Annotated in this window: 26 protein-coding genes and 2 tRNA genes; 4 read left to right on the forward strand and 24 right to left on the reverse strand. The window is 67.2% G+C overall.

Translation table 11 applies throughout. From position 1 onward, the window contains the following. From nuoN to AC3WJT_RS13950, 19 genes are all read right to left on the reverse strand, one after another. Positions 1–1425, reverse strand: a complete 1425-nt coding sequence (gene nuoN / locus AC3WJT_RS13860; RefSeq protein ID WP_492343713.1) for an NADH-quinone oxidoreductase subunit NuoN — start codon at positions 1423–1425, stop codon at positions 1–3. 7 nt (positions 1426–1432) lie between these two features. Next, complete coding sequence (locus tag AC3WJT_RS13865; protein ID WP_492343714.1) at positions 1433–2917, reverse strand: NADH-quinone oxidoreductase subunit M; 1485 nt, start codon at positions 2915–2917, stop codon at positions 1433–1435. 3 nt (positions 2918–2920) lie between these two features. Beyond that, positions 2921–4975: an NADH-quinone oxidoreductase subunit L gene (nuoL, locus tag AC3WJT_RS13870; RefSeq protein ID WP_492343715.1), complete on the reverse strand. Its 2055-nt coding sequence runs from the start codon at positions 4973–4975 to the stop codon at positions 2921–2923. Between the two features lie 3 nt (positions 4976–4978). Beyond that, a complete protein-coding gene (gene nuoK / locus AC3WJT_RS13875; RefSeq protein ID WP_492343716.1) occupies positions 4979–5284 on the reverse strand; it encodes an NADH-quinone oxidoreductase subunit NuoK in 306 nt (101 codons plus the stop codon). Further along, positions 5281–5901 (reverse strand): NADH-quinone oxidoreductase subunit J, encoded by a 621-nt coding sequence (locus AC3WJT_RS13880; protein WP_492343851.1) that lies wholly within the window; start codon positions 5899–5901, stop codon positions 5281–5283. Before AC3WJT_RS13880 ends, nuoK begins: the two co-directional genes overlap by 4 nt. After that, positions 5901–6392: an NADH-quinone oxidoreductase subunit NuoI gene (gene nuoI / locus AC3WJT_RS13885; RefSeq protein ID WP_492343717.1), complete on the reverse strand. Its 492-nt coding sequence runs from the start codon at positions 6390–6392 to the stop codon at positions 5901–5903. The genes AC3WJT_RS13880 and nuoI overlap by 1 nt, the downstream gene beginning before the upstream one ends. After that, positions 6389–6631 (reverse strand): hypothetical protein, encoded by a 243-nt coding sequence (locus AC3WJT_RS13890; RefSeq protein ID WP_492343718.1) that lies wholly within the window; start codon positions 6629–6631, stop codon positions 6389–6391. Before AC3WJT_RS13890 ends, nuoI begins: the two co-directional genes overlap by 4 nt. Then, positions 6628–7695: an NADH-quinone oxidoreductase subunit NuoH gene (nuoH, locus tag AC3WJT_RS13895; protein ID WP_492343719.1), complete on the reverse strand. Its 1068-nt coding sequence runs from the start codon at positions 7693–7695 to the stop codon at positions 6628–6630. Before nuoH ends, AC3WJT_RS13890 begins: the two co-directional genes overlap by 4 nt. Before the next feature lie 4 nt (positions 7696–7699). After that, positions 7700–9760 (reverse strand): NADH-quinone oxidoreductase subunit NuoG, encoded by a 2061-nt coding sequence (nuoG, locus tag AC3WJT_RS13900; protein ID WP_492343720.1) that lies wholly within the window; start codon positions 9758–9760, stop codon positions 7700–7702. Between the two features lie 90 nt (positions 9761–9850). After that, entirely contained in the window at positions 9851–10612 is a 762-nt protein-coding gene (locus AC3WJT_RS13905) for an N-acyl homoserine lactonase family protein (protein ID WP_492343721.1), read from the reverse strand. A gap of 26 nt (positions 10613–10638) precedes the next feature. Beyond that, positions 10639–11175, reverse strand: coding sequence for a thioredoxin family protein (locus tag AC3WJT_RS13910; RefSeq protein WP_492343722.1), 537 nt, complete (start codon positions 11173–11175; stop codon positions 10639–10641). A 4-nt stretch (positions 11176–11179) separates the two neighbouring features. Next, on the reverse strand, positions 11180–12499 hold the full coding sequence (nuoF, locus tag AC3WJT_RS13915) for an NADH-quinone oxidoreductase subunit NuoF (protein ID WP_492343723.1): 1320 nt from the start codon (positions 12497–12499) through the stop codon (positions 11180–11182). A 6-nt stretch (positions 12500–12505) separates the two neighbouring features. Further along, the gene (locus AC3WJT_RS13920; RefSeq protein ID WP_492343724.1) at positions 12506–12778 is read right to left on the reverse strand and encodes a hypothetical protein; all 273 of its coding nucleotides are present in this window, start codon (positions 12776–12778) and stop codon (positions 12506–12508) included. 126 nt (positions 12779–12904) lie between these two features. After that, entirely contained in the window at positions 12905–13591 is a 687-nt protein-coding gene (nuoE, locus tag AC3WJT_RS13925; RefSeq protein WP_492343725.1) for an NADH-quinone oxidoreductase subunit NuoE, read from the reverse strand. A 3-nt stretch (positions 13592–13594) separates the two neighbouring features. Further along, positions 13595–13930, reverse strand: coding sequence for a nuclear transport factor 2 family protein (locus tag AC3WJT_RS13930; RefSeq protein ID WP_492343726.1), 336 nt, complete (start codon positions 13928–13930; stop codon positions 13595–13597). Then, positions 13927–15141, reverse strand: coding sequence for an NADH-quinone oxidoreductase subunit D (locus AC3WJT_RS13935; protein ID WP_492343727.1), 1215 nt, complete (start codon positions 15139–15141; stop codon positions 13927–13929). The genes AC3WJT_RS13930 and AC3WJT_RS13935 overlap by 4 nt, the downstream gene beginning before the upstream one ends. 2 nt (positions 15142–15143) lie before the next feature. Continuing rightward, positions 15144–15743 (reverse strand): NADH-quinone oxidoreductase subunit C, encoded by a 600-nt coding sequence (locus tag AC3WJT_RS13940; protein ID WP_492343728.1) that lies wholly within the window; start codon positions 15741–15743, stop codon positions 15144–15146. After that, positions 15740–16333 carry a NuoB/complex I 20 kDa subunit family protein gene (locus AC3WJT_RS13945; protein WP_492343729.1) on the reverse strand — a complete coding sequence of 198 codons (594 nt, stop codon included), beginning with the start codon at positions 16331–16333 and terminating at the stop codon, positions 15740–15742. The genes AC3WJT_RS13940 and AC3WJT_RS13945 overlap by 4 nt, the downstream gene beginning before the upstream one ends. After that, positions 16303–16680 (reverse strand): NADH-quinone oxidoreductase subunit A, encoded by a 378-nt coding sequence (locus AC3WJT_RS13950; RefSeq protein WP_492343730.1) that lies wholly within the window; start codon positions 16678–16680, stop codon positions 16303–16305. Before AC3WJT_RS13950 ends, AC3WJT_RS13945 begins: the two co-directional genes overlap by 31 nt. 222 nt (positions 16681–16902) lie before the next feature. On the opposite strand from AC3WJT_RS13950, the gene AC3WJT_RS13955 reads away from it, so the two are divergent. The 3 genes from AC3WJT_RS13955 to AC3WJT_RS13965 all read left to right on the forward strand — a co-directional run bounded on the left by AC3WJT_RS13955 (position 16903) and on the right by AC3WJT_RS13965 (position 19211). Further along, complete coding sequence (locus tag AC3WJT_RS13955) at positions 16903–18453, forward strand: AbgT family transporter (RefSeq protein WP_492343731.1); 1551 nt, start codon at positions 16903–16905, stop codon at positions 18451–18453. A gap of 62 nt (positions 18454–18515) precedes the next feature. Further along, a tRNA-Asp gene (locus AC3WJT_RS13960) sits at positions 18516–18592 on the forward strand. Between the two features lie 115 nt (positions 18593–18707). Beyond that, positions 18708–19211 carry an NUDIX hydrolase gene (locus AC3WJT_RS13965; protein ID WP_492343732.1) on the forward strand — a complete coding sequence of 168 codons (504 nt, stop codon included), beginning with the start codon at positions 18708–18710 and terminating at the stop codon, positions 19209–19211. Here AC3WJT_RS13965 and AC3WJT_RS13970 read toward each other — a convergent pair. Then, on the reverse strand, positions 19208–19384 hold the full coding sequence (locus AC3WJT_RS13970; RefSeq protein ID WP_492343733.1) for a type II toxin-antitoxin system antitoxin: 177 nt from the start codon (positions 19382–19384) through the stop codon (positions 19208–19210). The two genes, AC3WJT_RS13965 and AC3WJT_RS13970, sit on opposite strands and share 4 nt — an antisense overlap. Positions 19385–19387: 3 nt before the next feature. Continuing rightward, a complete protein-coding gene (locus AC3WJT_RS13975) occupies positions 19388–20281 on the reverse strand; it encodes an SPFH domain-containing protein (RefSeq protein WP_492343734.1) in 894 nt (297 codons plus the stop codon). 105 nt (positions 20282–20386) lie between these two features. Between AC3WJT_RS13975 and AC3WJT_RS13980 the strand changes: the two genes are divergently transcribed. Beyond that, on the forward strand, positions 20387–21646 hold the full coding sequence (locus AC3WJT_RS13980; protein WP_492343735.1) for a glycosyltransferase: 1260 nt from the start codon (positions 20387–20389) through the stop codon (positions 21644–21646). Here AC3WJT_RS13980 and AC3WJT_RS13985 read toward each other — a convergent pair. The 3 genes from AC3WJT_RS13985 to AC3WJT_RS13995 all read right to left on the reverse strand — a co-directional run bounded on the left by AC3WJT_RS13985 (position 21643) and on the right by AC3WJT_RS13995 (position 23627). Next, the gene (locus AC3WJT_RS13985; protein WP_492343736.1) at positions 21643–22665 is read right to left on the reverse strand and encodes an SAM-dependent methyltransferase; all 1023 of its coding nucleotides are present in this window, start codon (positions 22663–22665) and stop codon (positions 21643–21645) included. The two genes, AC3WJT_RS13980 and AC3WJT_RS13985, sit on opposite strands and share 4 nt — an antisense overlap. Then, on the reverse strand, positions 22662–23459 hold the full coding sequence (locus tag AC3WJT_RS13990) for a DUF1295 domain-containing protein (protein WP_492343737.1): 798 nt from the start codon (positions 23457–23459) through the stop codon (positions 22662–22664). The genes AC3WJT_RS13985 and AC3WJT_RS13990 overlap by 4 nt, the downstream gene beginning before the upstream one ends. A gap of 91 nt (positions 23460–23550) precedes the next feature. Next, positions 23551–23627, reverse strand: a tRNA-Val gene (locus tag AC3WJT_RS13995).

Raw genomic sequence — 23627 nt, forward strand, 5'->3', positions numbered from 1 at the left:
TCAGCCGAAGGCGGCTGCGGCGGCCAGGGCCATCTGCTCAAGCCAGCCCAGGGCGAACAACGCCACCGGGAAGGAGAACAGCGCCGCGACGATGGCGACGGTCTTGGCCGACACCGGCGGCGTTTCCACCTCGCCCGTCGGCGAGTCGAACCACATGACCTTCAGCAGACGCAGGTAGTAGACCGCCGCCACCACGCTGCCGAGCAGGCCGAGCACGGCCGGCCAGACCAGACCCGCATCCAGCGCCGCCTTGAACACGAAGAACTTGGCGAAGAAGCCGCTGAACGGCGGCAGACCGAGGGCGGAGAGCGCGAAGGCGGTCATGGCCAGGGCGATGCCGGGCTGCGACTTGAACAGGCCTGCCATGTCCTGGATCGTCTCCATCGGCTTGCCGTTGCGCTGCAGCGCGCTGAGGCAGGCGAAGAAGCCGGTCACGTCGACCAGATAGAGCGTCAGGAACAGCAGCATGGCCTGAACGCCCGCTTCGCCCCCTGCGGCCAGGCCCAGCAGGGCGTAGCCGATGTTGGCGATCGAGCTGTAGGCCCACAGGCGCTTGAGATTGCGCTGGGCGAGACCGGCGAAAGCGCCGACGAACACCGACAGCAGCGCGACGATGACGATCACCTGCTGCCATTGTCCGAGCGCGGCGCCGAAACCTTCCGACAGCACACGGGCCAGCAGGACCATCGCCGCGATCTTCGGCGCGCCGGCGAAGAAGCCGACGACAGGCGTCGGAGCGCCTTCATAGACATCCGGCGTCCACATGTGGAACGGCGCAGCGGAGACCTTGAAGGCCAGGCCGCAGATCAGGAACACCAGGCCGAATAGCACGCCGGTGTGCGCCTGGCCGCCCTGGATCGAGGCGGCGATGACGTCGAAATGGGTCGAGCCGGCGAAGCCGTAGATCAGCGAGGCGCCGTACAGCAGCAGGCCGGAGGACAGCGCGCCGAGCACGAAGTACTTCAGACCCGCTTCGGAGGACTTGGCGTCATCGCGGCGGAAGGCGGCCAGCACATAGAGCGCCAGCGAATGCAGCTCGATCCCGACGTAGAGCGAGATCAGGTCGCCGGCCGAGGCCATCATGCCCATGCCGAGCGCGGCCAGCAGGATCAGGACCGGGAATTCGAACTTGTCGTCGCCGCGCTTGCGCAGCCAGACGCCGCCCAGCGGGATCGCGATCGCGCTCGCCGCGTAGATGGCCACCTTGGCGAAGGTCGACAGATTGTCGACCACCACGCCGCCGGCGAAGGCCCGGCCGTGTTCGCCGGTGACGGCCGCCGCGCCCGCGATCAGCAGGACCAGCATGGAAAGGCCGTCGAACACCGGCCCGCCCTTGCCGCGGAAGGCGCCGACGAGAAGCATCAGCAGGGCGCCGATCGCGAGGATCAGCTCCGGCCGGACGAGATTGAGATCGGCGAGGGTCATGAGCGGCTCACCCGGCGATCGCGGCGCGCCAGGCGCCGACCAGGGCGTCGACCGACGCTCCGGTGATGTTGAAGACGATGTCGGGCTGCACGCCGAGGTACAGGGTCGACAGGATCAGCGGCGTGAACACCACCATCTCGCGCCAGTTCAGATCAGTGATCTGGGCCAGCGCCGGATTGGTCATCTCGCCGAAGATCACGCGGCGATAGAGGCTCAGCGCATAGACCGCCGACAGGATCACCCCGGTCGCCGCGAACAGCGCCGTCCAGGTCGAGGCGCCGTAGGCCCCCGCCATGGTCAGGATTTCACCGACGAACCCGCTGGTGCCCGGCAGACCGACGTTGCCCATCGTGAACAGCATGAACACGGCCGCGTAGAATGGCATCCGGTGCACCAGGCCGCCGTAGAAGGCGATCTCGCGGGTGTGCATGCGGTCATAGACCACGCCGACGCAGAGGAAGAGCGCGCCGGAGATCACCCCGTGGCTCAGCATCTGGAAGATCGCGCCCTGTTCGCCCTGCACGTTGCCGCTGAAGATGCCCATGGTCACGAAGCCCATGTGGGCCACCGACGAGTAGGCGATCAGCTTCTTGATGTCGGTCTGACGGAAGGCGACCAGCGAGGTGTAGATGATCGCGATCACGCTCATGCCGAAGATCAGCGGCGTGAACAGCTCGCTGGCGTTGGGGAACATCGGCAGGCTGAAGCGCATGAAGCCGTAGCCGCCCATCTTCAGCAGGATGCCGGCCAGGATGACCGAACCCGCCGTGGGCGCCTCGACGTGGGCGTCAGGCAGCCAGGTGTGGACCGGCCACATCGGCATCTTGACCGCGAAGCTGGCGAAGAAGGCCAGCCACAGCCAGGTCTGCAGCCCCTCGTCGAACTTGTAGGTCATCAGTTCGGGGATCGAGCTGGTGCCCGAGATGCCGATCATGGCGAGGATCGCCGCCAGCATCAGGACGGACCCGAGCAGGGTGTAGAGGAAGAACTTGAAGGCCGCGTAGACCCGGTTCTTGCCGCCCCAGATGCCGATGATCAGGAACATCGGGACCAGGCCGGCCTCGAAGAACAGGTAGAACAGGACCAGGTCGAGCGCGCAGAACACGCCGATAACCAGGGCCTCCAGCACCAGGAAGGCGACCATGTATTCGAGGACGCGCTTCTCGATGGTCTTCCAGCTGGCGACCACGCAGAGCGGCAGCAGGAAGGCCGTCAGCAGGACGAACAGCACCGAGATGCCGTCAACGCCCATGCGATAGTGGAGCCCCGCGAACCACGGAATCTCCTCCAGAAACTGGAAGCCCGCGTTGGCCGGGTCGAAGTCGAGCACCAGCTTCAGCGAGAGGGCGAAGGTGACCAGGGTGGTCACCAGCGCGATCCACTTGGCAGCCGTGTCGCGGGCCTCGCCGGGCTGGCCGACGAACCGCAGCGCCAGGATGGCGGCGACGCCGACCAGCGGCAGGTAGGTGATCAGGGAGAGAATGCCGGGCATCGGTCAGCCTCCCCGCGAGAAGGCATAGAGGGCGAACGAGAGCAGACCGGCGACCCCCAGCAGCATGACAAAGGCGTAGTGGTAGACATAGCCGCTCTGCAGCCGGCCCGTCCGCTTGCCGACGGCCACGGACACCGCCGCGACGCCGTCGGGGCCGAAGCCGTCGATCAGCTTCTGGTCGCCGCCCTTCCAGAACAGGTCGCCCAGGAAGCGGGCGGCGCGCACGAAGGTGGCGTCGTAGAGCTCGTCGAAGAACCACTTGTTATAGAGGAAGGTCCAGGCCGGACCGCGGTTGGCCGCGATGCGGGCGCCCATGCCCTCCTTGGCGATATAGACCCACCAGGCGATGGCGAGGCCGGTCATGGATACGACCAGCGGCGCCCAGATGACCCACGGCGGCGCGTCGTGCATCTCGTGCAGGATGTGGTTGTGCGGACCGTTGACGATCGCGCCCTTCCAGAACTCTTCCTGGTCGTGGCCCACGAAGTACTCGACGAACACATAGCCGGCCGCGAGGGCGCCGACCGCCAGCACCAGCAGCGGAACCAGCATCACCAGCGGGCTTTCGTGCGGCGTATGGGCGTGGCCATGGCCATGCGCGTGGTCGTCATGCCCGTGGTCGTCGTGCGCGGCATGGGCGTCAGCGTGATGATCGTCATGGTGCGCCTCGGCGGCCCACTTCGGCGTGCCGTGGAAGGTCATGAAGGCCAGGCGCCAGCTGTAGAAGGCCGTCAGGCCGGCCGCGAGCAGACTGATCACGAACGCGAAGTAGGCGAAGCCGTTCTCGCGGCCCGCGGCCCAGGCCGCCTCGATGATGGTGTCCTTTGAGTAGAAGCCGGCGAAGCCCAGATCGATGCCCGGAATCCCGAAGCCGGTGATCGCCAGGGTGCCGATGGTCATCACCGCGTAGGTCACCGGCAGATACTTCCACAGCCCGCCCATGCGGCGCATGTCCTGCTCGTGGTGCATGCCGTGGATCACCGAGCCGGCGCCCAGGAACAGCAGGGCCTTGAAGAAGGCGTGGGTGAACAGGTGGAACATCGCCGCCTGATAGGCGCCGACCCCGGCCGCGAAGAACATGTAGCCGAGCTGCGAACAGGTCGAATAGGCGATGACCCGCTTGATGTCGTTCTGCGCCAGGCCGACCGTCGCGGCGAACAGGGCGGTGACCGCCCCAATCAGGGTCACGACGTTACGCGCCACCGGGGCGTATTCGAACATCGGCGACAGCAGGCAGACCATGTAGACGCCGGCGGTGACCATGGTGGCCGCGTGGATCAGCGCCGACACGGGGGTCGGGCCTTCCATCGCGTCCGGCAGCCAGGTGTGCAGGAAGAACTGCGCCGACTTGCCCATCGCGCCGATGAACAGCAGCACGCAGGCCAGATCGATCAGCGGGTAGCTCTGGCCGGCGAACTCCCAGGCCTTGCCGGCGCCGGCGGCGATCAGCGGGAACAGCTCGGCGAACTGGATGGTCCCGAAGGCCCAGAACACCGTCATGATGCCCAGGGCGAAACCGAAGTCGCCGACCCGGTTGACCACGAAGGCCTTGATCGAGGCGGCGTTGGCGGTGGGCTTCTTGAACCAGAAGCCGATCAGCAGATAGGACGCCAGTCCCACCCCTTCCCAGCCGAAGAACAGCTGCATGAAGTCGGCGGCGGTCACCAGCGCCAGCATGGCGAAGGTGAACAGCGACAGATAGGCGAAGAAACGCGGCTTGCTGTCGTCCTCGGCCATGTACCCCCAGCTGTAGAGGTGCACGAGGGCCGAGACGGTGGTCACGACCACCAGCATCACGGCGCTCAGGCCGTCGATGCGGATCGCCCAGCTGGACTGGAAGTCGGCGACGTTGATGAACGGCGCCAGCGCGACGGTGAACGGCTCAAGGCCGCCCCAGGTCCACTGGCTGAAGGTGTACCAGGACAGGCCGCAGGTCAGCAGCAGCAGGCCGGTGGTGACCGCCTGGGAGGCGACATCGCCGATGCGACGGCCGAACAGCCCCGCGATCAGGGCGCCCAGCAGCGGGGCGAAGAGGAGGATGGTGACGAGCTGTTGCAAGGGTCAGCCCTTCATCACAGAGGCGTCGTCCACGGCGATATCGCCGCGGTTACGGAAGAAGGTCACCAGGATCGCCAGGCCGACGGCGGCCTCTGCCGCGGCGACTGTCAGAACGAACATCGCGAAGATTTGCCCGACCACGTCGTGCAGGAAGACGCTGAAGGCGACGAGGTTGATGTTCACCGCCAGCAGGATCAGCTCGATCGACATCAGGATGATGATGACGTTCTTGCGGTTCACGAAGATGCCGAAGACCCCGATCGTGAACAGGATCGCCGCGACGGTCAGGTAGTTGGTCAGACCAATCATTCGGAGATCCCCTCGCCGGGCTTGATGTCGACGATCGTCATGCCGGTCGCCGGCGTGCGGGCGTTCTGGGCGGCGATGTTCTGACGCTTGACGCCCGGCTTGTGGCGCAGCGTCAGGACAATGGCCCCGATCATGGCAACCAGCAGCACCATGCCGGCCGCCTGGAAGAAGTAGACGTAGTCAGTGTAGAGCACCCGGCCGATGGCTTCGGCGTTGGTCACGTCGGTCCCGCCTGAGGCGTTGGGCGCAACGCCCGCCTTGGCCGCCCCCTGGGTGGCGACCGTCGTGGCGACGATGATCATCTCGATGGTCAGCAGACCGGCCACCGCCCCGCCGATCGGCAGGTAGCGCGAGAAGCCTTCCCGCAACTGGGTGAAGTCGACGTCGAGCATCATCACGACGAACAGGAACAGCACCGCCACCGCGCCGACGTAGACCACCACCAGCAGCATCGCCAGGAACTCCGCGCCCATCAGGACGAAGAGGCCCGCCGCGCTGAAGAAGGCGGTGATCAGGAACAGCACCGAGTGCACGGGGTTGCGCGCGAAGACCACGGCCAGAGCGGCCAGGATCGTCGTCGTCGCCATGAGATAGAAGGCTATGGCCTGAAGCGAGATCATCGGAACGCCGCATCCAGTTCGAGGTTCTTGGCGATCTCGCGCTCCCAGCGGTCGCCGTTATCCAGCAGCCGTTCCTTGTCGTAGTAGAGCTCTTCGCGGGTCTCGGTGGCGTATTCGGTGTTCGGCCCCTCGACGATGGCGTCGACCGGGCAGGCCTCCTGGCACAGGCCGCAGTAGATGCATTTCACCATGTCGATGTCGTAGCGGGTCGTGCGGCGGCTGCCGTCGCCACGCGGCTCGGCCTCGATGTAGATCGCCTGCGCCGGGCAGACCGCTTCGCAGAGCTTGCAGGCGATGCAGCGCTCTTCGCCATTGGGATAGCGACGCAGGGCGTGCTCGCCGCGGAAGCGCGGCGACTGCGGGCCGCGCTCGTTGGGATAGATGACCGTCTTCTTCGGCGCGACCATGTACTTCATGGCCAGCCCGAAGGCGCCCACGAAGTCCAGCAGGGCCGCCCCTTTGATGGCCTGTCCGATGCGCTGCATCATGAGTTGCCGGCCTTCCTGGGCTGGATTTCGCAGACGTAGTTGGACATCTGGGCCATGTCGCCGCCGCCGTCCTTGGGGCGCACGACGCCGCCCTCGGAGGCGCACTGTTCCTTGGCGCGGCGCATGTCGTCGTAGGTCACCACGCCGCGACCGAGGCTGTAGCTCTCGATCTTCGCCTGCACGCCAGCGCAGGCGCCGAGCAGGACGAGAAGGGCGACGGGCGCGATGGTCCGGATCATGCCGCGCCTCCGAACACCCGCCAGGCCGCGACGAGCACGACCGCCACGAGCGTGGTGGGCAGGAAGACCTTCCAGCCGAGACGCATCAGCTGGTCATAGCGGTAACGGGGCACGATGGCCTTGGCCATGGCGAACATGAAGAACCAGAAGACGATCTTCGCGAAGAAGATCAGGAACAGGAAGAAGCTCTGCGCGGTGTCCGGCCAGCTCTCGATGAACGGTGTCGGGAAGCCCGGATTCCAGCCGCCGAAGAACAGGATCGAGATCATCGCGCACATCAGGACGATGTTGGCGTACTCGCCGATCATGAACAGCAGGTAGGGCGTGGAGCTGTATTCGACCTGATAGCCGGCCACGAGTTCGGACTCGGCCTCGGGCAGGTCGAACGGCGGGCGGTTCGTCTCGGCCAGGGCCGAGATGTAGAAGATCACCATCATCGGGATCATCACCAGCGCGATCGGCAGATTGGCGAGGCCGCCGCCGAAGACGTTCCAGTTCCAGATCCAGCCCGCCTGCTTCTCCACCAGCTCGGTCAGGTTCATCGTCCCGGCGAGCAGGATCACGGTGATGATCACAAAGCCGATCGAAACCTCGTACGAGACCATCTGGGCCGCAGAGCGCAGGGCGCCGAGGAACGGGTACTTCGAGTTGGACGCCCAGCCGCCCATGATGATGCCGTAGACACCCAGCGAGCTGATCGCCAGCACGTAGAGGATGCCGACGTTGAGGTTGGCGATCACCCAGCCGGGCGCCAGCGGGACAACCGCCCAGGCGAGGAAGGCCAGGGTGAAGCTGAGCAGCGGCGCCAGGAGGAAGACCGTCTTGTCGGCCCCGGCCGGGATCACGACTTCCTTCAGGACGAACTTGAGGAAGTCGGCGAAGGACTGGAACAGGCCGAACGGCCCGACCACGTTGGGACCCTTGCGCATCTGCACGCCGGCCCAGATCTTCCGGTCGCCCCACAGCAGGAACGCCAGGCTGAGCAGAAGCCAGATGAGAACCAGCAGGATCTGACCGACGGCCAGACCGAACCAGAGCCAGGGGGAGACGGCTTGCTCGGGCACTCGCCTACTCCGCTGCCATTTTTGCCGTGCCGGCGGCCAGGGCCGCGCATTCGGCCATGGTCACGCTGGCGCGTGCGATCGGGTTGGTCAGGTGGAAGGCCGTCACCGCGGCCGCGAACGGCTCGTCCGACAGCTTGCCGCCGTCGCCCAGGCCCGACAGATCCGGCGCGGACGGGATCGAGCCCGGTGCGAAGTCGATCTGGCCGAAGGTCGGGTGGTCGGCGAACAGCTTGATGCGCAGTTGGTCGAGGCTGTCGTAGGGCAGCTTCGCGCCGAGGTGCTCGGACAGGGCCCGCAGGATCGACCAGTCTTCCTTGGCCTCCCCCTTCGGGAACACGGCCCGCTCGCCCATCTGAACGCGGCCCTCAGTGTTCACATAGAGGCCGTTCTTTTCGGTGTAGGCGGCGCCCGGCAGGATCACGTCGGCCTTGTGCGCGCCGCGGTCGCCGTGGCTGCCCAGATAGACCGTGAAGGCGCCGGAGGCCGAGGCCTCGATCTCGTCGGCGCCGAGCAGGAACAGCACGTCCAGCGCGCCCGGCTTGACCATCTGGCCCGCCGTCAGGCCGCCCTCGCCCGGCAGGAAGCCGAGGTCCAGGCCGCCGGTGCGAGCGGCGGCGGTATGCAGCACGTTCCAGCCGTTCCAGCCCTCGCGGACGATATTGAAGCTCCTGGCGAGGCTCGCCAGCGCCTTCAGCACCGCGCCGCCGTCAGCGCGGGCGAGCGCGCCCTGGCCGATGATGATAGCCGGGTTCTTCGCGGCCTTCAGCGCCTGCACGAACTCGGACTTGCTCTTCGCCAGGCCGGTGATCGAGGCCGGGCCGGCGCCGAGGTAGTCGTAGTCGAATGTCAGGTCGGCCTGCTGGCCGATCACGCCGAAGCGGGTCCTGCCGCTGAGCCACTGCTTGCGCAGGCGGGCGTTGAACACCGGCGCCTCGTGGCGCGGGTTGGTTCCGACCAGCAGCACCACGTCGGCCTGCTCGATGCCGGCCAGGGTGGTGTTGAACAGCCAGCTTTCACGCGGACCGGCGCCGAGCGCGGTTCCGTCCTGCCGGCAGTCGAGGTTCCTGACGCCAAGGCCGCTGAACAGGTCCAGCGCGGCCTTCATCGACTCGGCGTCCTGCAGGTCGCCGGCGATCACGCCGATCTTCTCAGGGCTGGCGGCCTTCACCTTCGCGGCGACGGCGGCGAACGCTTCGCCCCAGGTCGCGGGGCTGAGTTTGCCGTTCACCCGCACATACGGGCGGTCGAGGCGCTGGCGGCCGAGGCCGTCGACGGCGTAGCGGCTCTTGTCGCTGAGCCACTCCTCGTTGATGTCCTCGTTGATCCGCGGCAGGGCGCGCATCACCTGGGCGCCGCGGCTGTCGATGCGGATCGCGCTGCCGAGCGCATCCATCACGTCGACGCTCTGCGTCTTCTTCAGTTCCCAGGGCCGGTAGTTGAAGGTCCAGGGCTTGTGGGTCAGGGCGCCGACCGGGCACAGGTCGTTCACGTTGCCCGACAGCTCGCTGGTCACAGCCGCACCCAGATAGGTCGTGATTTCAACGTCTTCGCCGCGCGAGATCAGGCCGATCTCCGGGACGCCCGCCACTTCCGTGATGAACCGCACGCAGCGGGTGCACTGGATGCAGCGCGTCATCACGGTCTTGATGAGCGGGCCCATCTCCTTTTCTTCGACGGCGCGCTTGTTCTCGGCGTAGCGGCTGCCGTCGCGGCCATAGCCCATGGCCTGGTCCTGCAGGTCACACTCGCCGCCCTGGTCGCAGATCGGGCAATCCAGCGGGTGGTTGATCAGCAGGAATTCCATCACGCCTTCGCGGGCCTTCTTGACCATCGGCGTGTTGGTGAAGATCTCTTGGTTCTCGGCGGCGGGCAGCGCGCAGGACGCCTGCGGCTTGGGCGGCCCGGGCTTCACCTCGACAAGACACATGCGGCAGTTGCCGGCGATCGACAGGCGCTCGTGGTAGCAGAAACGCGGAATCTCTTCGCCCGCCAGCTCGGCCACCTGCAGGACCGTCATCCCGGGCTCGAACTCGACCTCGACGCCGTTGACCTTGGCTATGGGCATATGGGCTGCACTACCTGAGCATGGGCGCGCCGACCCCCGTTGGAACGGGAGCCGCGTTGGTGCGCTGTCTCTATCGCTTCACGCCCCGCGTCAACCATTCGGGGGCCTCGAAACGGGGGAAAACGTCGGGCTCATGGCGCTCTGCGCCGGGATCGAGGCCATGAACCCCAGATCGTGCCCCGGAACGACGAAATCCCCGCCGCGCGCCATCGCCCGTAATCGCGTCAGGGTGGCGAGATAGACCTCGCGATCCTGTGGATTCGGCTGCACGCCGAGCGGCTCGAGGGTCTCGCAGAAATAACAGGCGTCGCCGGCCAGAACGTCATACCCGCCGGCCCGTTTCACCCGCAGCGACTGGTGGCCGCAGGTGTGGCCCGGCGTATGGAACAGCTCGCAGGAGCCGTCGCCGAACAGGTCGTGGCTGTCGCCGGTCAGCACGCGTCGGTGGCCCATCTCCAGCGCGAGGCGGCCGTGGGCCTTCGGGTGATCGGCCAGCGACCGCTCCAGCTCGGACGTATGGATGTAGAGGTCAGCGTTGGGCAACAGATCGGCGGCGCCGAGATGGTCAAAATGGGCATGTGAGGCGACCAGCCGTTCGACCTTGTCCGGATCGACGTCGATGGCACGCAGGCGCGAGGCCAGGTCATGCCCGACGGGCAGGCTGCAGGCATAGGCGCCGAACAGCAGCTTGCCGTCCATGTCGGGCCGCAGGCCGGTGTCGAACACGGCATGGCCGCGGGTCGGGTGCTCTATCAGGAAGGCCATCACCGGCACGGTCCGCACGCCGGTCAGGTCTTCCTGGAAGACATTGGCCGGCGCGGTGATCGTGCCGCATTCGAGGGGGCGGATCATGAGACCTTCAGCGCGCCCCATCTCCACTAGCGAGCCCACTCGGCCAGCCAGTTCACCATCGCCTGCGGTGTCTGGTGACGATCGTCGGTGATTTCGTACGAACTGTGCAGGACGTCGCCATCGGCGGTCGCCACCACCACCCAGGGATACCCCTCGATGTCGCCGGGCCGGAGACCGAACCGCGCGAGGATCCTGAGATTCCGGTCTGTGCGGGCGCCGCCGGAGCTGGTGTAGACGTGCACCACTTCGTAGTGCTGCTCAACGAACGGCTTCACCTCGGGCAGGTCGATCACGGCTTCGAGGATCCGGCACCATCCGCACCAGTTGCCGCCGAAATCGACCAGGACCCTTGTTCCCCGGGAGCGCGCCCGCGCGAAGGCCGCGTCGACCTCGGCCATCGCGGCGGCCTCGGATTGTCTTTCGTTGAACGGATAGGGCAACGGAGTCGGCAGCCGGTCGAGCCTGCGAACCGACACCCACGGCGCGGCGACGTCGGCAGACGCCGTGGCGGAGGTGGTCACAGCAAGGATCAGCGCGGCGATCAGGACAGGGAGCCTGGTCACCCCCCTACTCCGCCGCGATCAGGCTCGCCCCTTGAACGTGAGGCTTGCCGGCGCGGTAGCTGGTGATGCGGTCCTCGACCTCATGCCGGAAGTGACGGAACAGGCCCTGGATCGGCCAGGCCGCCGCGTCGCCGAGGGCGCAGATCGTGTGGCCTTCGACCTGGGTGGTGACGTCGAGGAGCATGTCGATCTCCTTCATGTCCGCCTCGCCGGTGGCCATGCGCTCCATCACCCGCCACATCCAGCCGGTGCCTTCGCGGCACGGCGTGCACTGGCCGCAGCTCTCGTGCTTGTAGAAGTAGCTCAGGCGGGCGATGGCGCGGATCAGGTCGGTGGACTTGTCCATGACGATGACCGCCGCGGTGCCGAGGCCGGACTTCAGGGCCGAGAGGGAATCGAAGTCCATCAGCACGTCTTCGGCCTCGTGGGCCGGGATCATGCGGACCGACGAGCCGCCGGGGATCACGGCCTTGAGGTTGCCCCAGCCGCCCTTGATGCCGCCGCAGTGGTCCTCGATGAGCTGCTTGAACGGGATGCTCATCGCCTCTTCAACGTTGCAGGGCAGGTTCACGTGCCCGGAAACGCAGAACAGCTTGGTGCCGGTGTTGTTCGGCCGACCGAAGCCCGCGAACCAGCCTGCGCCGCGGCGCAGGATCGTGCCGGCGACGGCGATGCTCTCGACGTTGTTGACGGTGGTCGGGCAGCCGTAGAGGCCGGCCCCGGCCGGGAACGGGGGCTTGAGGCGCGGCTGGCCCTTCTTGCCTTCGAGGCTCTCCAGCAGCGCCGTTTCCTCGCCACAGATGTAGGCGCCGCCGCCGTGGTGGACGTAGAGGTCGAAGTCCCAGCCGTGGACGTTGTTCTTGCCGATCAGCTTCGCCTCATAGGCCTGTTTGATCGCCGCCTCGAGCACCTCGCGCTCACGCACGTATTCGCCGCGGATGTAGATGTAGCAGGCGTGCGCCTGCATCGCGAAGGAGGCGATCAGGCAGCCCTCGATCAGCAGATGCGGATCGTGGCGCATGATCTCCCGGTCCTTGCAGGTCCCGGGCTCGGACTCGTCGGCGTTGACCACCAGGTAGTGCGGACGGCCGTCCTTCACCTCCTTGGGCATGAAGGACCACTTCAGGCCGGTGCCGAAGCCGGCGCCGCCGCGGCCGCGCAGGCCGCTCTGCTTGATGTTGTCGATGATCCACGGACCGCCGGCGTCCAGCATGTCCTTGGTGCCGTTCCAGCAGCCGCGCTTCTTCGCCCCTTCGAGACCCCAGTCCTGGAGCCCGTAAAGGTTGGTGAAGATGCGGTCCTTGTCTTCGAGGATGCCGACCATGGTTCTCTAGGCTTTCGGATCGAAGGGATTGGCGCGGCGCCACGCGGTGCGGCGCCAGATGATGTAGATGTAGGCGACCCAGCCGAGCATGATCAGGCCGTAGCCGATCTGGATCGCCAGGCGGGACCAGTCGGGCGCCCACCAGGACGGGGCCACGAGCCCGAAGCCCGCAAGGATCAGGAAGAAGCCGACCAGCCGCTCGCGACGATAGAGGCCGCGCAGGGTGTCGATATAGGCGGTTTGTTTGGCCAGCAGTTCGGCTTCACCGGTGTCAGTCATTGCAGACACCGCTCATCCCGGCGAAGGCCGGGACCCAGGTTTGTTCGCCCATAGCTCCGCAACCCTGTCCGCTCAGGAAAAAGGCCTGGGTCCCGGCCTTCGCCGGGATGAGCGGACGTCGGGAGATCATGCGGGCGCGTCCGCCTTCCTGGCCTTCTTCGGCTTCTCGGGAAGGTTGGGGATCTTGATCTTCTTCGCCGCCGAGCCGTCGTAGAGCCTGGGATCGAGGAGGGTCTGGATCTTGCCGTGCGGTTCGGAGGCGCCACGGCCGATGCGCGAGCCGGGCTTGGGCTTCTTGCCCGCCGCGAACTCGTCGAGGATCTGGCCCAGGCTCTCCGGCGTCAGGTCCTCGTAGTAGTAGTCGTTGATCGCGGCCATCGGGGCGTTGGAACAGGCGCCCAGACACTCGACCTCTTCCCAGCTGAACTTGCCGTCAGCCGAGACGTGGTTCTTCGGGCCAATCCTGTCGTGCAGGACCTTTTTCAGGTCGTTCGCGCCGCACAGCATGCAGGGCGTCGTGCCGCAAAGCTGGACAAACGCAACCTTACCAACGGGTTCCAGCTGGAACATGGTGTAGAAGGTGGCCACCTCCAGAACGCGCATCACCGGCATGCCCAGCAGCTCGGCGGTCACGCGGATGGCGGGCTCGGAGACCCAGCCTTCCTGCTTCTGGATCAGCCAAAGGATCGGCAGCACCGCCGATTGCTTCCGCTCGGCGGGGTATTTGGCGATCCACCACTGGGCGGTCTTCAGCGTGTCCTTGCTGAAGGCGAAGCTTGCGGGTTGCTCTTTGGCGAGACGACGGACGGACATGCGTCAGGCTTTCACGAAATCGACGCGGGCGATCTTGTCGCCGGCGATGGTGTAGATGGCGGCGACTTCAAACACGGGGCCTTCGGGGCCGCGAGAAACGCGTTCGTGGTCGATGACGGTGTTGCCGATGGCGATCCGCGCGACAAGCTCGGCGCGGTTCTGCGGATATTGCGCAAAGACGCCTTCGTAGCGGGCGCGGTAAGCGTCGATGCCGTGCAGGTTGGGCTCGCCGTTCAGATCGCAGACAACGACGTCATCGGCGAAACAGGCGCAGTGCCCGTCCAGGTCCTGGACGTTGTAGGAGTCGAGCTGCGCCTGGGCGACGGCTTCAGGCGTCACCGGTCGATCTCCCCGAACACGATGTCCAGGCTGCCCAGGATGGCGCTCACGTCGGCCAGCATGTGGCCGCGGTTGAGGAAGTCCATGGCCGCCAGGTGCGGGAAGCCGGGCGCGCGGATCTTGCAGCGGTAGGGCTTGTTGGACCCGTCGCTGACCAGGAACACGCCGAACTCGCCCTTGGGCGCTTCGACGCAGGCATAGACCTCGCCTTCCGGCGTACGGAAGCCCTCGGTGTAGAGCTTGAAGTGATGGATCAGGGCTTCCATCGACGACTTCATCTCGGCGCGGCGCGGCGGAACAACCTTGTTGTCCAGGGTCATCACCGGGCCGGGCGTGCCGCGCAGCATGGCGCAGGCCTGGCGGATGATCTTCGTCGACTCGCGCATCTCCTGCATGCGGCAGAGGTAGCGGTCGTAGCAGTCGCCGTTGACGCCAAGCGGAACGTCAAACTCGAACTCGCTGTAGCCCTCGTACGGCTGGTTTCGGCGCAGGTCCCAGGCGATGCCAGAGCCGCGCACCATCACGCCGGAGAAGCCCCAGTCGATGGCTTCCTGACGGCTGACCACGCCGATGTCGACGTTGCGCTGCTTGAAGATGCGGTTGCCGGTGATCAGCGTCTCGATGTCATCGCAGATCTTCGGGAACGCGATCGCCCAGCGATCGATGTCCTCGATCAGCGCCTCGGGCAGGTCCTGGTGGACCCCGCCGGGGCGGAAGTAGTTGCTGTGCAGACGAGCGCCGCAGGCGCGCTCGTAGAAGATCATCAGCTTCTCGCGCTCCTCGAAGCCCCAGAGCGGCGGCGTCAGGGCGCCGACGTCCATGGCCTGGGTCGTCACGTTGAGCAGATGGTTCAGGATCCGGCCGATCTCGCTGTAGAGCACGCGGATGATCGAGCCGCGTTTCGGCACTTCCACACCCAGCAGCTTCTCGATGGCCAGGCAGAAGGCGTGCTCCTGGTTCATCGGCGCGACGTAGTCGAGGCGGTCGAAGTACGGGATGTTCTGGAGGTAGGTGCGGGCCTCCATCAGCTTTTCGGTGCCGCGATGCAGCAGGCCGATGTGCGGATCGACCCGCTCCACGACTTCGCCGTCCAGCTCCAGCACCAGGCGCAGCACGCCGTGCGCGGCCGGGTGTTGCGGGCCGAAGTTGATGTTGAATTTGCGGACCGGCGTTTCCGGGATGGCCGGAAGGGTCGAGGCGTCGTCGGCCATGATCAGCTCCCGGCCTTGTCGTCGCCCGGAAGGGCGTAGCTGGCGCCTTCCCACGGCGAGAGGAAATCGAACTGGCGGAACTCGGCGATCTTCACCGGCTCGTAGACCACCCGCTTCAGCTCGTCGTCGTAGCGAACCTCGACGTAGCCGGTCATCGGGAAGTCCTTGCGCAGCGGATGGCCGTGGAAGCCGTAGTCGGTCAGCAGCCGGCGCAGGTCCGGGTGGCCGCTGAAGAAGATGCCGTACATGTCGAACGCCTCGCGCTCGAACCAGTTGGCCGCCGGGAACAGGTCCGCGACGCTGGCCACGGCGGTGTCCTCGTCGGTCTGCACCTTGAGGCGGATGCGGTGGTTCTTCACCAGCGACAGCAGGTGGTAGACCACGTCGAACCGCAGCGGACGCTCGGGATAGTCGACGCCGCACAGGTCCACCAGCTGGTGGAACCGGCAATCAGGGTTGTCGCGCAGGAAGGTCAGGGCGTCGACGACCCGGCCGGCCGGGCCGGTCACGGTCAGTTCACCGAAGGCGACGCTGTAGGTGGTGATCGCGCCAGCGGCATTGGCGACGATGGCCTGGCCGAGGGCTTCGAGGTCCGTGCTCATCGCTCGATGGTCCCCGTCCGGCGGATCTTCTTCTGCAGCTGCAGGACACCGTAAACGAGCGCCTCGGCGGTCGGCGGGCAGCCGGGGATGTAGATGTCCACCGGCACCACGCGGTCGCAGCCGCGCACGACGCTGTAGCTGTAATAGTAGTAGCCGCCGCCGTTGGCGCAGCTGCCCATGCTGATGACGTAGCGGGGCTCGGGCATCTGGTCGTAGACCTTGCGCAGCGCCGGAGCCATCTTGTTGGTCAGGGTGCCGGCGACGATCATCACGTCGCTCTGGCGCGGGCTGGCGCGCGGCGCGAAGCCGTAGCGCTCCAGATCGTAGCGCGGCATCGAGGCCTGCATCATCTCGACCGCGCAGCAGGCGAGGCCGAACGTCATCCACATCAGCGAGCCGGTGCGCGCCCAGGTGATGAGGTCGTCGGCGGCGGCAGTGACAAAGCCCTTGTCGGCCAGTTGCTGGCTGACGCCGTCGAAATAGGGGTCATGGAGCCTGGCGTCGTAGCCCTCAACGACCGTGCGGCCGCCGGAGAGCGCCGGAACGCCGGCCGGAACGATCACTCCCATTCCAGGGCTCCCTTTTTCCATTCGTAGATGAAGCCCACCGTCAGCACCCCGAGGAAGCCCATCATCGACCAGAAGGCGAACACCGTCTGGTCGTGGGGAAGCTTCATCAGGCTCACGGCCCAGGGAAACAGGAACGCCACTTCCAGGTCGAAGATGATGAACAGGATCGAGACCAGGTAGAACCGGACGTCGAACTTCATTCGCGCGTCATCGAACGCGTTGAACCCGCACTCGTAGGCCGAGAGCTTTTCAGGGTCCGGCGCGGACGGCGCGGCGACAAGGGCGGCGACGATGAAGATCACGCCGAGGGCGGCCGCGATCCCGAGGAAGATCACGATCGGCAGATACTGGAGGAGAAAGGCGTTCATGGGGGTCCCGCAAAGGAGTCGCGGCCCTTCTAGCCCATGGCCGTGAGGGGTTCAAACGCCGTGTTGCGTGGTTCGGCGCGGACCCTCGGCCCTGCTCACCATGACGCCTGAATACGCGCCTCATCCCGAGCAGGCGCGCAGGGCCGTGCCGACGGACGCGCCAGGAGCCCGACCGCGTAACGCCGGTCTTGCCGACGCCTCCGCCGCGTGCAGACTTCCGCCATGACGGACACCGCCCCGCCGAAGAAATCCCTCGCCCTCAGGATCCTCGACGCCGTCGAGCGCTTCGGCGACCGTTTGCCCGATCCGGTGTTCATCTTCCTCTGGCTGATCGGCGGCGTCGTCCTCGCCAGCGTTATCTGCTCGGCCCTCGGCGTCAGCGCGACCAACCCCGTGACAAAGGAGGTTCTGGTCGCCCAGAGCCTGCTGGCGCCGGGCAACATCCGCACCCTGCTCACGGAGATGGCCAAGACCTTCACCAGCTTCGCGCCGCTGGGTCTGGTGCTGCTGGTCATGCTGGGCGCCGGGGTCGCCGAGCGGGTCGGTTTGCTGTCAGCCGCCATCGCAGGGCTGGTGAAGGCCAGCCCGAGGGCGATCCTGACCCCGATGGTGCTGTTGATCGGCCTGTTGTCGAACCACGCGGCTGATTCGGGCATCGTCGTGCTCCCGCCCCTCGCCGCGGTGGTGTTCGCCGCCGCCGGTCGCCATCCGATCGCCGGCCTGTGCTGCGCCTACGCCGCAACGATCGCCTCTTTCGCAGGCAACCCCCTGCCCGGCCAGTTCGATGCGCTGATTCTCGGCTTCACCGAGCCGGCCGCCCGCCTGCTTGACCCGAGCTGGACCGCCAACCTCGCCGGCAACTGGTACTTCACCGCCTCGGGCGCGGTGGTCTTCACCCTGGTCGGCTGGTGGGTCACTGAAAAGGTGGTCGAGCCCCGTCTCGGCCCGTGGAAGCCTGCCGCCGCGCCGACTCCGGCCAGCGAAGTCGGCCATCCACCCGCCGCGCCGAAAGGCGCGCTCATGCTGGCCGGCCTGGCCGCGCTGGCCGTGGTCGCTCTGTGGGCGGCCCTGGTCCTGGTCCCCGGCGGACCGCTGCGGGACGCCGACGCGACAGGGCCGGCGCAATGGACGCCGTTCTTCCGCTCACTCGTCTCCGGGTTCTTCCTGATCTTCCTGCTCAGCGGCTGCGTCTACGGCCTGCGCACAGGGGCGGTCCGCAAGGACGCCGACGTCGTGCGGCTGATGTCTGAGTCGATCGCGGCCATGGCGCCCTACATCGTGCTGGCCTTCGTAGCCTCGCACTTCATCGCCATGTTCAACTGGTCGAACCTCGGCGCCATCACGGCGATCAACGGCGCGGACGCGCTGCGCCAGTCAGGCCTGCCGCTGGCCTTCATCCTGCTCGGCGTGACCCTGCTCGGCGCCCTGCTCGACATGCTCATCTCGTCGGCCTCGGCCAAGTGGGCGGCGCTGGGTCCGGTGCTGGTGCCGATGCTGATGCTGCTGGGCGTCAGCCCGGAGATGACCACGGCAGCCTACCGGATGGGCGATTCGAGCCTCGTCATCGCCTCGCCCATGACCCCCTATTTCATCCTCGTCCTGGGCTTCGCCAGGCGCTGGGCGCCGACCATGGGGGTCGGCGGCCTGCTCTCGACCCTGCTACCATTTGCGCTCGCCTTTTTCGTTTCGGGCCTGGTGGTGACAGGTCTTTGGGCCGCCTTCGCGCTGGCGACGGGCCCGGCGGCGCCGTTTCACTACCTGATCCCCTCCTGACCGGTTGACAGGCCCAAGGGACACACCTATCAGACGCCCCTCGCCGCGAGGCGGGCGTCTTAGCGGATGTAGCTCAGTTGGTTAGAGCGCCGGCCTGTCACGCCGGAGGTCGCGGGTTCGAGTCCCGTCATTCGCGCCATTTCTCCTGAAAATCGCCAGACCGATCCCGTCGCTTGCGCGTTCCATCGCCTATGGACCCCGCCCAACGGGCCACCCATGCTCGTCGGCCAACATCGCGATTCGAGCCTGAACCCTTGCTCCAGAAGCTCAACATCCGCCTGCGCCGAGGCCGCTCCCTGTTCGGGCGGGTGCGCGAGCGGCTGCGGGGGATCGAGTGGGTCGCCCATCGACAGCAGTACGCCGCCCTGCCCTGGCGAGACACCAAGTCCGGCGTCGAGATCCTGCTGATCACTTCGCGGGAGACCCGGCGCTGGGTGATCCCCAAGGGCTGGCCGATGATCACCCTGGCCGCCCATGACGCCGCCGCTCAGGAAGCATGGGAGGAAGCGGGCGTCCGGGGCGAGATCGCCCCGGCGCCGATCGGCGCCTTCCGCTATCGCAAGCGGATGAAGTCAGGTTCGGCGCAGCGTTGCCGGGTTGATGTCTATCCGCTCGCCGTGGCGACGGAGGCGAAGGACTGGCCCGAACGACGACAGCGCCAGCGCCGCTGGGCGCCGGCGCTGGAAGCCGCCCGGATGGTCGAGGAGCCCGAGCTGCGGGCGATCATCGAGGCTTTCGCCGGCGCCAGGGGTGGCTAACGCTCCTCGCCGTCCTTGGGCTTGACCCCGCCGCGCCGCGACAACGCTTCCCGCAGCAGCACCTCAAGCTGCGCATTGACGCTGCGCAGCTCAGCGGCCGCGAGGCGCTCGACAGCGTCGAGCACCTCGGGCTTCACCCGTAGCAGGAAGGCGCGTTTTCCCGGACTGGCCACGCCTCACCCGTAGAGGGTGCCAGTGTTGAGCACGGGCTGGGCGTCGCGGTCGCCGCAGAGCACCACGAGCAGATTCGAGACCATGGTCGCCTTGCGCTCATCGTCGAGGTGCACCACGCCCCGCTCGCTGAGCTGGTTCAGCGCGCTCTCGACCATGCTGACGGCGCCGATGACGATGGTCCGGCGCGCGGCGAGCACCGCCTCGGCCTGCTGACGCCGCAGCATCGCGCCGGCGATCTCGGGGGCGTAGGCAAGGTGCATCAGGTGCGTCTCGTCGATGGCGATGCCGGCGACGGCGACCCGCGTCTGCAGGTCTTCCTTCAGCTTCTCGCCGACGATCTCGGCGTCCGCACGCAACGTCGGCTCCTCGTCCTCGGCATGGTCATAGGCATAGTGCCGCGCGGTTTCGCGCAGGGCCGTCTCGATCTGGATGTTGATGAAGGCCGCATAGTCGTCGACGTCGAACAGCGCCTGGGCCGAATCCTCGACCCGCCAGACGACGTTGGCGGCGATCTCGATCGGGTTGCCGCGCTTGTCGTTCACCTTGAGCATCTCGCTGGTGACGTTGCGCACCCGCAGGCTGATCTTCTTGCGGCCGTACCAGGGCAGCACCCAGCGCAGGCCGGTCGTGCGGTCGGTGCCCTTGTAGCTGCCGAACAGGGTGATCGCCGCGCCCTCGTTGGGCTGCAGCGAATAGAAGCCGGCAAGGCCGAACGAGGCGAGGACGATCAGGAAGATGCCGAAGATCCCCTGAACCGCGCCGCCGGGGCTTTCGATCTTCGTCACCAGCCAGATTCCGACCCCGAGCAGGGCCAGCATGGCCAGCAGGATCAGCCCGCCATTGCTGCCGCCGCCGGGCCGCTCGGCCGTGCGGTTGATGCTTCCATGTTCGGCCATCGGCCCCTCCGTAAAATGGTATCAAAGTGATATCACTCTTGATCAACCTGTCAACGGCCTTGCGGACACCGCGCCCGCCGGTCTAGGCCAGAGACAGGGGGACCCATGGCGCGATTTCTCTTCACTACCTGGGAAGGCGGCGGGCACGTCCAGCCGATGATGCTCGTCGCGCGCGGCCTGCTCGACCGGGGCCATCAGGTGCTGGTGATCAGCGACGCCTGCAACGGCCCGGAAGCCGGGGCCCTGGGCCTGCCATTCCGCCCCTGGCGGCACGCGCCGTCCCGCCCGGACAAGACCGCGGCCAGCGACATCCTGCGCGACTGGGAGGCCGACAACCCGGCCGAAGGCATCCAGAACCTCTGTGGCCGCCTGATCTCCGGCCCGGCTGCGCTCTATGCGCGCGACGTACTGGAGGCGCTCGACTCGGCGGCGTTCGACGTCGTGGTGAGCCAGGAACTCCTGTTCGGCGCGATGATGGCGGCCGAGGCGGCGAAGGTCCCGCTGGCGTTGTTCTGCGCCAACGTCTGGCCGTTCCCGACCCTGGCCGGAATGCCGCCGTTCGGCGCGGGCATGGCGCCGGCCGCGAGCGATCAGGATGTTATGCTGCATCAGATGGTCGGCGAGACCACGCGGATGCTGTTCCAGGGCGGCCTGCCGGACCTGAACGCCGCGCGCGAGGGCCTCGGCCTGCCGCCGCTGGCGGACTTGTTCGACCAGCTCGCCGTCGCCCGCCGCATTCTGCTGGCCACCAGCCGCAGCTTTGACTTCGCGCCCGAGCCACTGGCCGAGCCGTTCGTCTATGTCGGCCCCTATGTGGGTGACCCGGTCCAGACCGAGGCCTGGGACGCGCCCTGGTCGCCGCACGATGCGCGGCCGCTGGTGGTGGTCACATCATCCGGACTTTACGAAGCGCAGGAGGACCTGCTGCGCCGCTGTATCGAGGCGCTGGGCGACTTGCCCGTCCGCGCGCTCGTCACGCTCGGCCCGGCGCTCGATCCAGAGGCCTTCACGCCCGCGAGCAATGTGAAGGTCGTCGCCAGCGCGCCGCACGGCGCCCTGTTCGGAAGCGCGAGCGTGTTCGTCACCCATGGCGGTCACGGCTCGACGATCCGGCCGCTGATGGCGGGTCTGCCGTTGCTGATCCTGCCGGGCCTGCGTGACCAGCGCGACAACGCCATGCGCGTCACGGCCCGTGGCGCGGGCCTGATGCTGGAGCGGGACGCGACGCCGGCGAAGATCGCCGCTGCCGTGACGCAGTTGCTCGATGATCCCGCCCCCCGCGCAGCGGCGGGCGCCCTCGGCGCGGCCATCGCCACCGACATGGCCGCCCGCGACGCGGAGGATGTGCTCGAAGCGTTGCTCTAGGCCGGCGCCAGCCGATAGTGGCTGACGCCCCACTCCTCGCCGCCGCGATGGCCGAACAGGCCGGCAGTGGCCAGGAAGAACAGCCGCCAGCGGCGACGCCAGAGCTCCGCGTCCTTGCCGTAGACGTCCTGCATGATCCGCCGCACCGCCAGATCGTGCCGGTCCATGTTGGCCAGCCAGTCCAGCGCGGTCTTCTCGTAGTGCTTGCCGTTCCAGCGCCAGTCGGCCTCGACGGTGAACAGGTCGGAAAAGTCGCGGATCAGGTCGTGGCTTGGCATGAAACCGCCGGTGAAGAAGTACTTCCCGATCCAGTCCGCCGGGTCCTCATGCGTGAATCGATAGGGCGCGGTCCGGCTGGAAAAGACGTGCAGGAACAGCCGGCCATCGGGGTTCAGCCACGTGCGGGCGCGGCCGAGCAGTTGATCCCAGTTCGCCATGTGCTCGAACATCTCGACCGAGACGATCCGGTCGAAGCGGCCGGCCGGCTCGAAGAGGTTGGCGTCCTGGGTCACCACCTTGAGGTTGGCCAGACCGCGTTCGCGCGCCTGCGCCTCGATATGACGGCGTTGCCCGTGCGAGTTCGAGACGGCGGTGATCCGGGCGTTCGGATAGGTCTGGGCCATCCACAGACTGAGCGAACCCCAACCACAGCCCAGCTCGAGGATAGTCTGGCCATCAGCCAGCCCGGCATGCTCGCACGTCTGCGCCAGCGCCCGCACCTCGGCCAGACCGATCGTGTCGCCGGGCTCGTACAGGCAGCTCGAGTATTTCAGGCGAGGCCCCAGAACGAGGCGAAAGAACTCGGGCGGCAGTTCGTAGTGCTGGTCGTTGGCGGCGTCGACATGCTCGGCGATCGGCCGCTGGCGCATGTCGCGGGCGAAAGCGGCCGGCGCGTCCTTGGGCAGGGCCAGCAGCTCGCGGCGCTGACCTTCCACGAGCCAGGAAATGGCGGCGCGACGCAGGCTGTCGGGCGCCGGCAGCCCCTCGGCGGCGTGTATGGCGGCGGCGATCAGGCTCATGGACGGACCTTTCGGGGCGGCAAGGGAACGAAGGCGGACACGCGCTTCTGGTAGTCGCGCCAGGCGTCGCCGCGCGAGCGCAGCATGGCGGCCTCCAGCGGCGGCAGTCCCGAGACCTTGACCAGCAACAGCAGGATGAACGCCGGGCCGATCAAGGCGGCAAAGCCCCATGGATGCCCCGGCCCGATCGCGATCAGCGGCCAGGCCAGCCAGACCAGCCACTCGAAGAAATAGTTGGGGTGCCGCGACCAGCCCCACAGGCCATCCTCGCAGATGCCGCCATGGTTCGCCGGGTCACGCTTCCAGCGGGCAAGCTGGGCGTCGGCCAGAGCTTCCCCGAGGATTGCGCCGATCATCAGCGCCGCGCCGGCCAGGTCCTGCCAGCCGAGGCCTGGCGCGGGATTGCGCGCCGCCGCGAGCACCGCCAGCGCCAGCAATGCACCTGCGGCGGCCTGTGTCTGCAGGAAGCCGAACATGCGGCGCTGGAAGTGCGGCGCCCATTGGCGACGGAAGGCGGCGTAGCGGGCGTCCTCGCCCTTCGTCCCGCCCACGCGCCGCGCCAGATGGGTTCCAAGTCGCACCGACCAGAGGGCGATCAGGCCCGCGCAAAGCCACTGCCGCGCCGAGATTCCGTCGGGGCCGGGCCAAAGTGCGTAGGCCACGCCCGCCGCGCCCGTGACGAAGGTCCAGCCGACGTCCGTCCAGCCCCCGTTTGCGACCGCCCGCTGGTAGGCCCAGACAAGCATCATGGCCAGCGAAAGGCCGAGCGAAACGGACAGGATCAATGCGATCATGGAAGCAATACGCGCCGGGCGCCGATTTGGATCGGTCCGCCTTCGCAAAGGCCGACTCGCCACGCTGCGGCGCATCGCAGTGCGCGACGGGTGGTGGGCGGCGAGGGGTTCGAACCCCCGACCCCCTCGGTGTAAACGAGGTGCTCTGACCAGCTGAGCTAGCCGCCC

It is taken from the genome of Caulobacter sp. FW305-C-30-S16 (assembly GCF_058783025.1).

Bases quoted from the DNA above. Each gene is read 5' to 3' on its own strand.
- nuoN (WP_492343713.1), bottom strand. From the start codon at position 1,425: ATGACCCTCGCCGATCTCAATCTCGTCCGGCCGGAGCTGATCCTCGCG.
- AC3WJT_RS13865 (WP_492343714.1), bottom strand. From the start codon at position 2,917: ATGCCCGGCATTCTCTCCCTGATCACCTACCTGCCGCTGGTCGGCGTC.
- nuoK (WP_492343716.1), bottom strand. From the start codon at position 5,284: ATGATTGGTCTGACCAACTACCTGACCGTCGCGGCGATCCTGTTCACG.
- nuoI (WP_492343717.1), bottom strand. From the start codon at position 6,392: ATGATGCAGCGCATCGGACAGGCCATCAAAGGGGCGGCCCTGCTGGAC.
- AC3WJT_RS13890 (WP_492343718.1), bottom strand. From the start codon at position 6,631: ATGATCCGGACCATCGCGCCCGTCGCCCTTCTCGTCCTGCTCGGCGCC.
- nuoG (WP_492343720.1), bottom strand. From the start codon at position 9,760: ATGCCCATAGCCAAGGTCAACGGCGTCGAGGTCGAGTTCGAGCCCGGG.
- AC3WJT_RS13905 (WP_492343721.1), bottom strand. From the start codon at position 10,612: ATGATCCGCCCCCTCGAATGCGGCACGATCACCGCGCCGGCCAATGTC.
- nuoF (WP_492343723.1), bottom strand. From the start codon at position 12,499: ATGGTCGGCATCCTCGAAGACAAGGACCGCATCTTCACCAACCTTTAC.
- AC3WJT_RS13920 (WP_492343724.1), bottom strand. From the start codon at position 12,778: ATGACTGACACCGGTGAAGCCGAACTGCTGGCCAAACAAACCGCCTAT.
- nuoE (WP_492343725.1), bottom strand. From the start codon at position 13,591: ATGTCCGTCCGTCGTCTCGCCAAAGAGCAACCCGCAAGCTTCGCCTTC.
- AC3WJT_RS13935 (WP_492343727.1), bottom strand. From the start codon at position 15,141: ATGGCCGACGACGCCTCGACCCTTCCGGCCATCCCGGAAACGCCGGTC.
- AC3WJT_RS13940 (WP_492343728.1), bottom strand. From the start codon at position 15,743: ATGAGCACGGACCTCGAAGCCCTCGGCCAGGCCATCGTCGCCAATGCC.
- AC3WJT_RS13945 (WP_492343729.1), bottom strand. From the start codon at position 16,333: ATGGAAAAAGGGAGCCCTGGAATGGGAGTGATCGTTCCGGCCGGCGTT.
- AC3WJT_RS13950 (WP_492343730.1), bottom strand. From the start codon at position 16,680: ATGAACGCCTTTCTCCTCCAGTATCTGCCGATCGTGATCTTCCTCGGG.
- AC3WJT_RS13955 (WP_492343731.1), top strand. From the start codon at position 16,903: ATGACGGACACCGCCCCGCCGAAGAAATCCCTCGCCCTCAGGATCCTC.
- AC3WJT_RS13975 (WP_492343734.1), bottom strand. From the start codon at position 20,281: ATGGCCGAACATGGAAGCATCAACCGCACGGCCGAGCGGCCCGGCGGC.
- AC3WJT_RS13980 (WP_492343735.1), top strand. From the start codon at position 20,387: ATGGCGCGATTTCTCTTCACTACCTGGGAAGGCGGCGGGCACGTCCAG.
- AC3WJT_RS13985 (WP_492343736.1), bottom strand. From the start codon at position 22,665: ATGAGCCTGATCGCCGCCGCCATACACGCCGCCGAGGGGCTGCCGGCG.
- AC3WJT_RS13990 (WP_492343737.1), bottom strand. From the start codon at position 23,459: ATGATCGCATTGATCCTGTCCGTTTCGCTCGGCCTTTCGCTGGCCATG.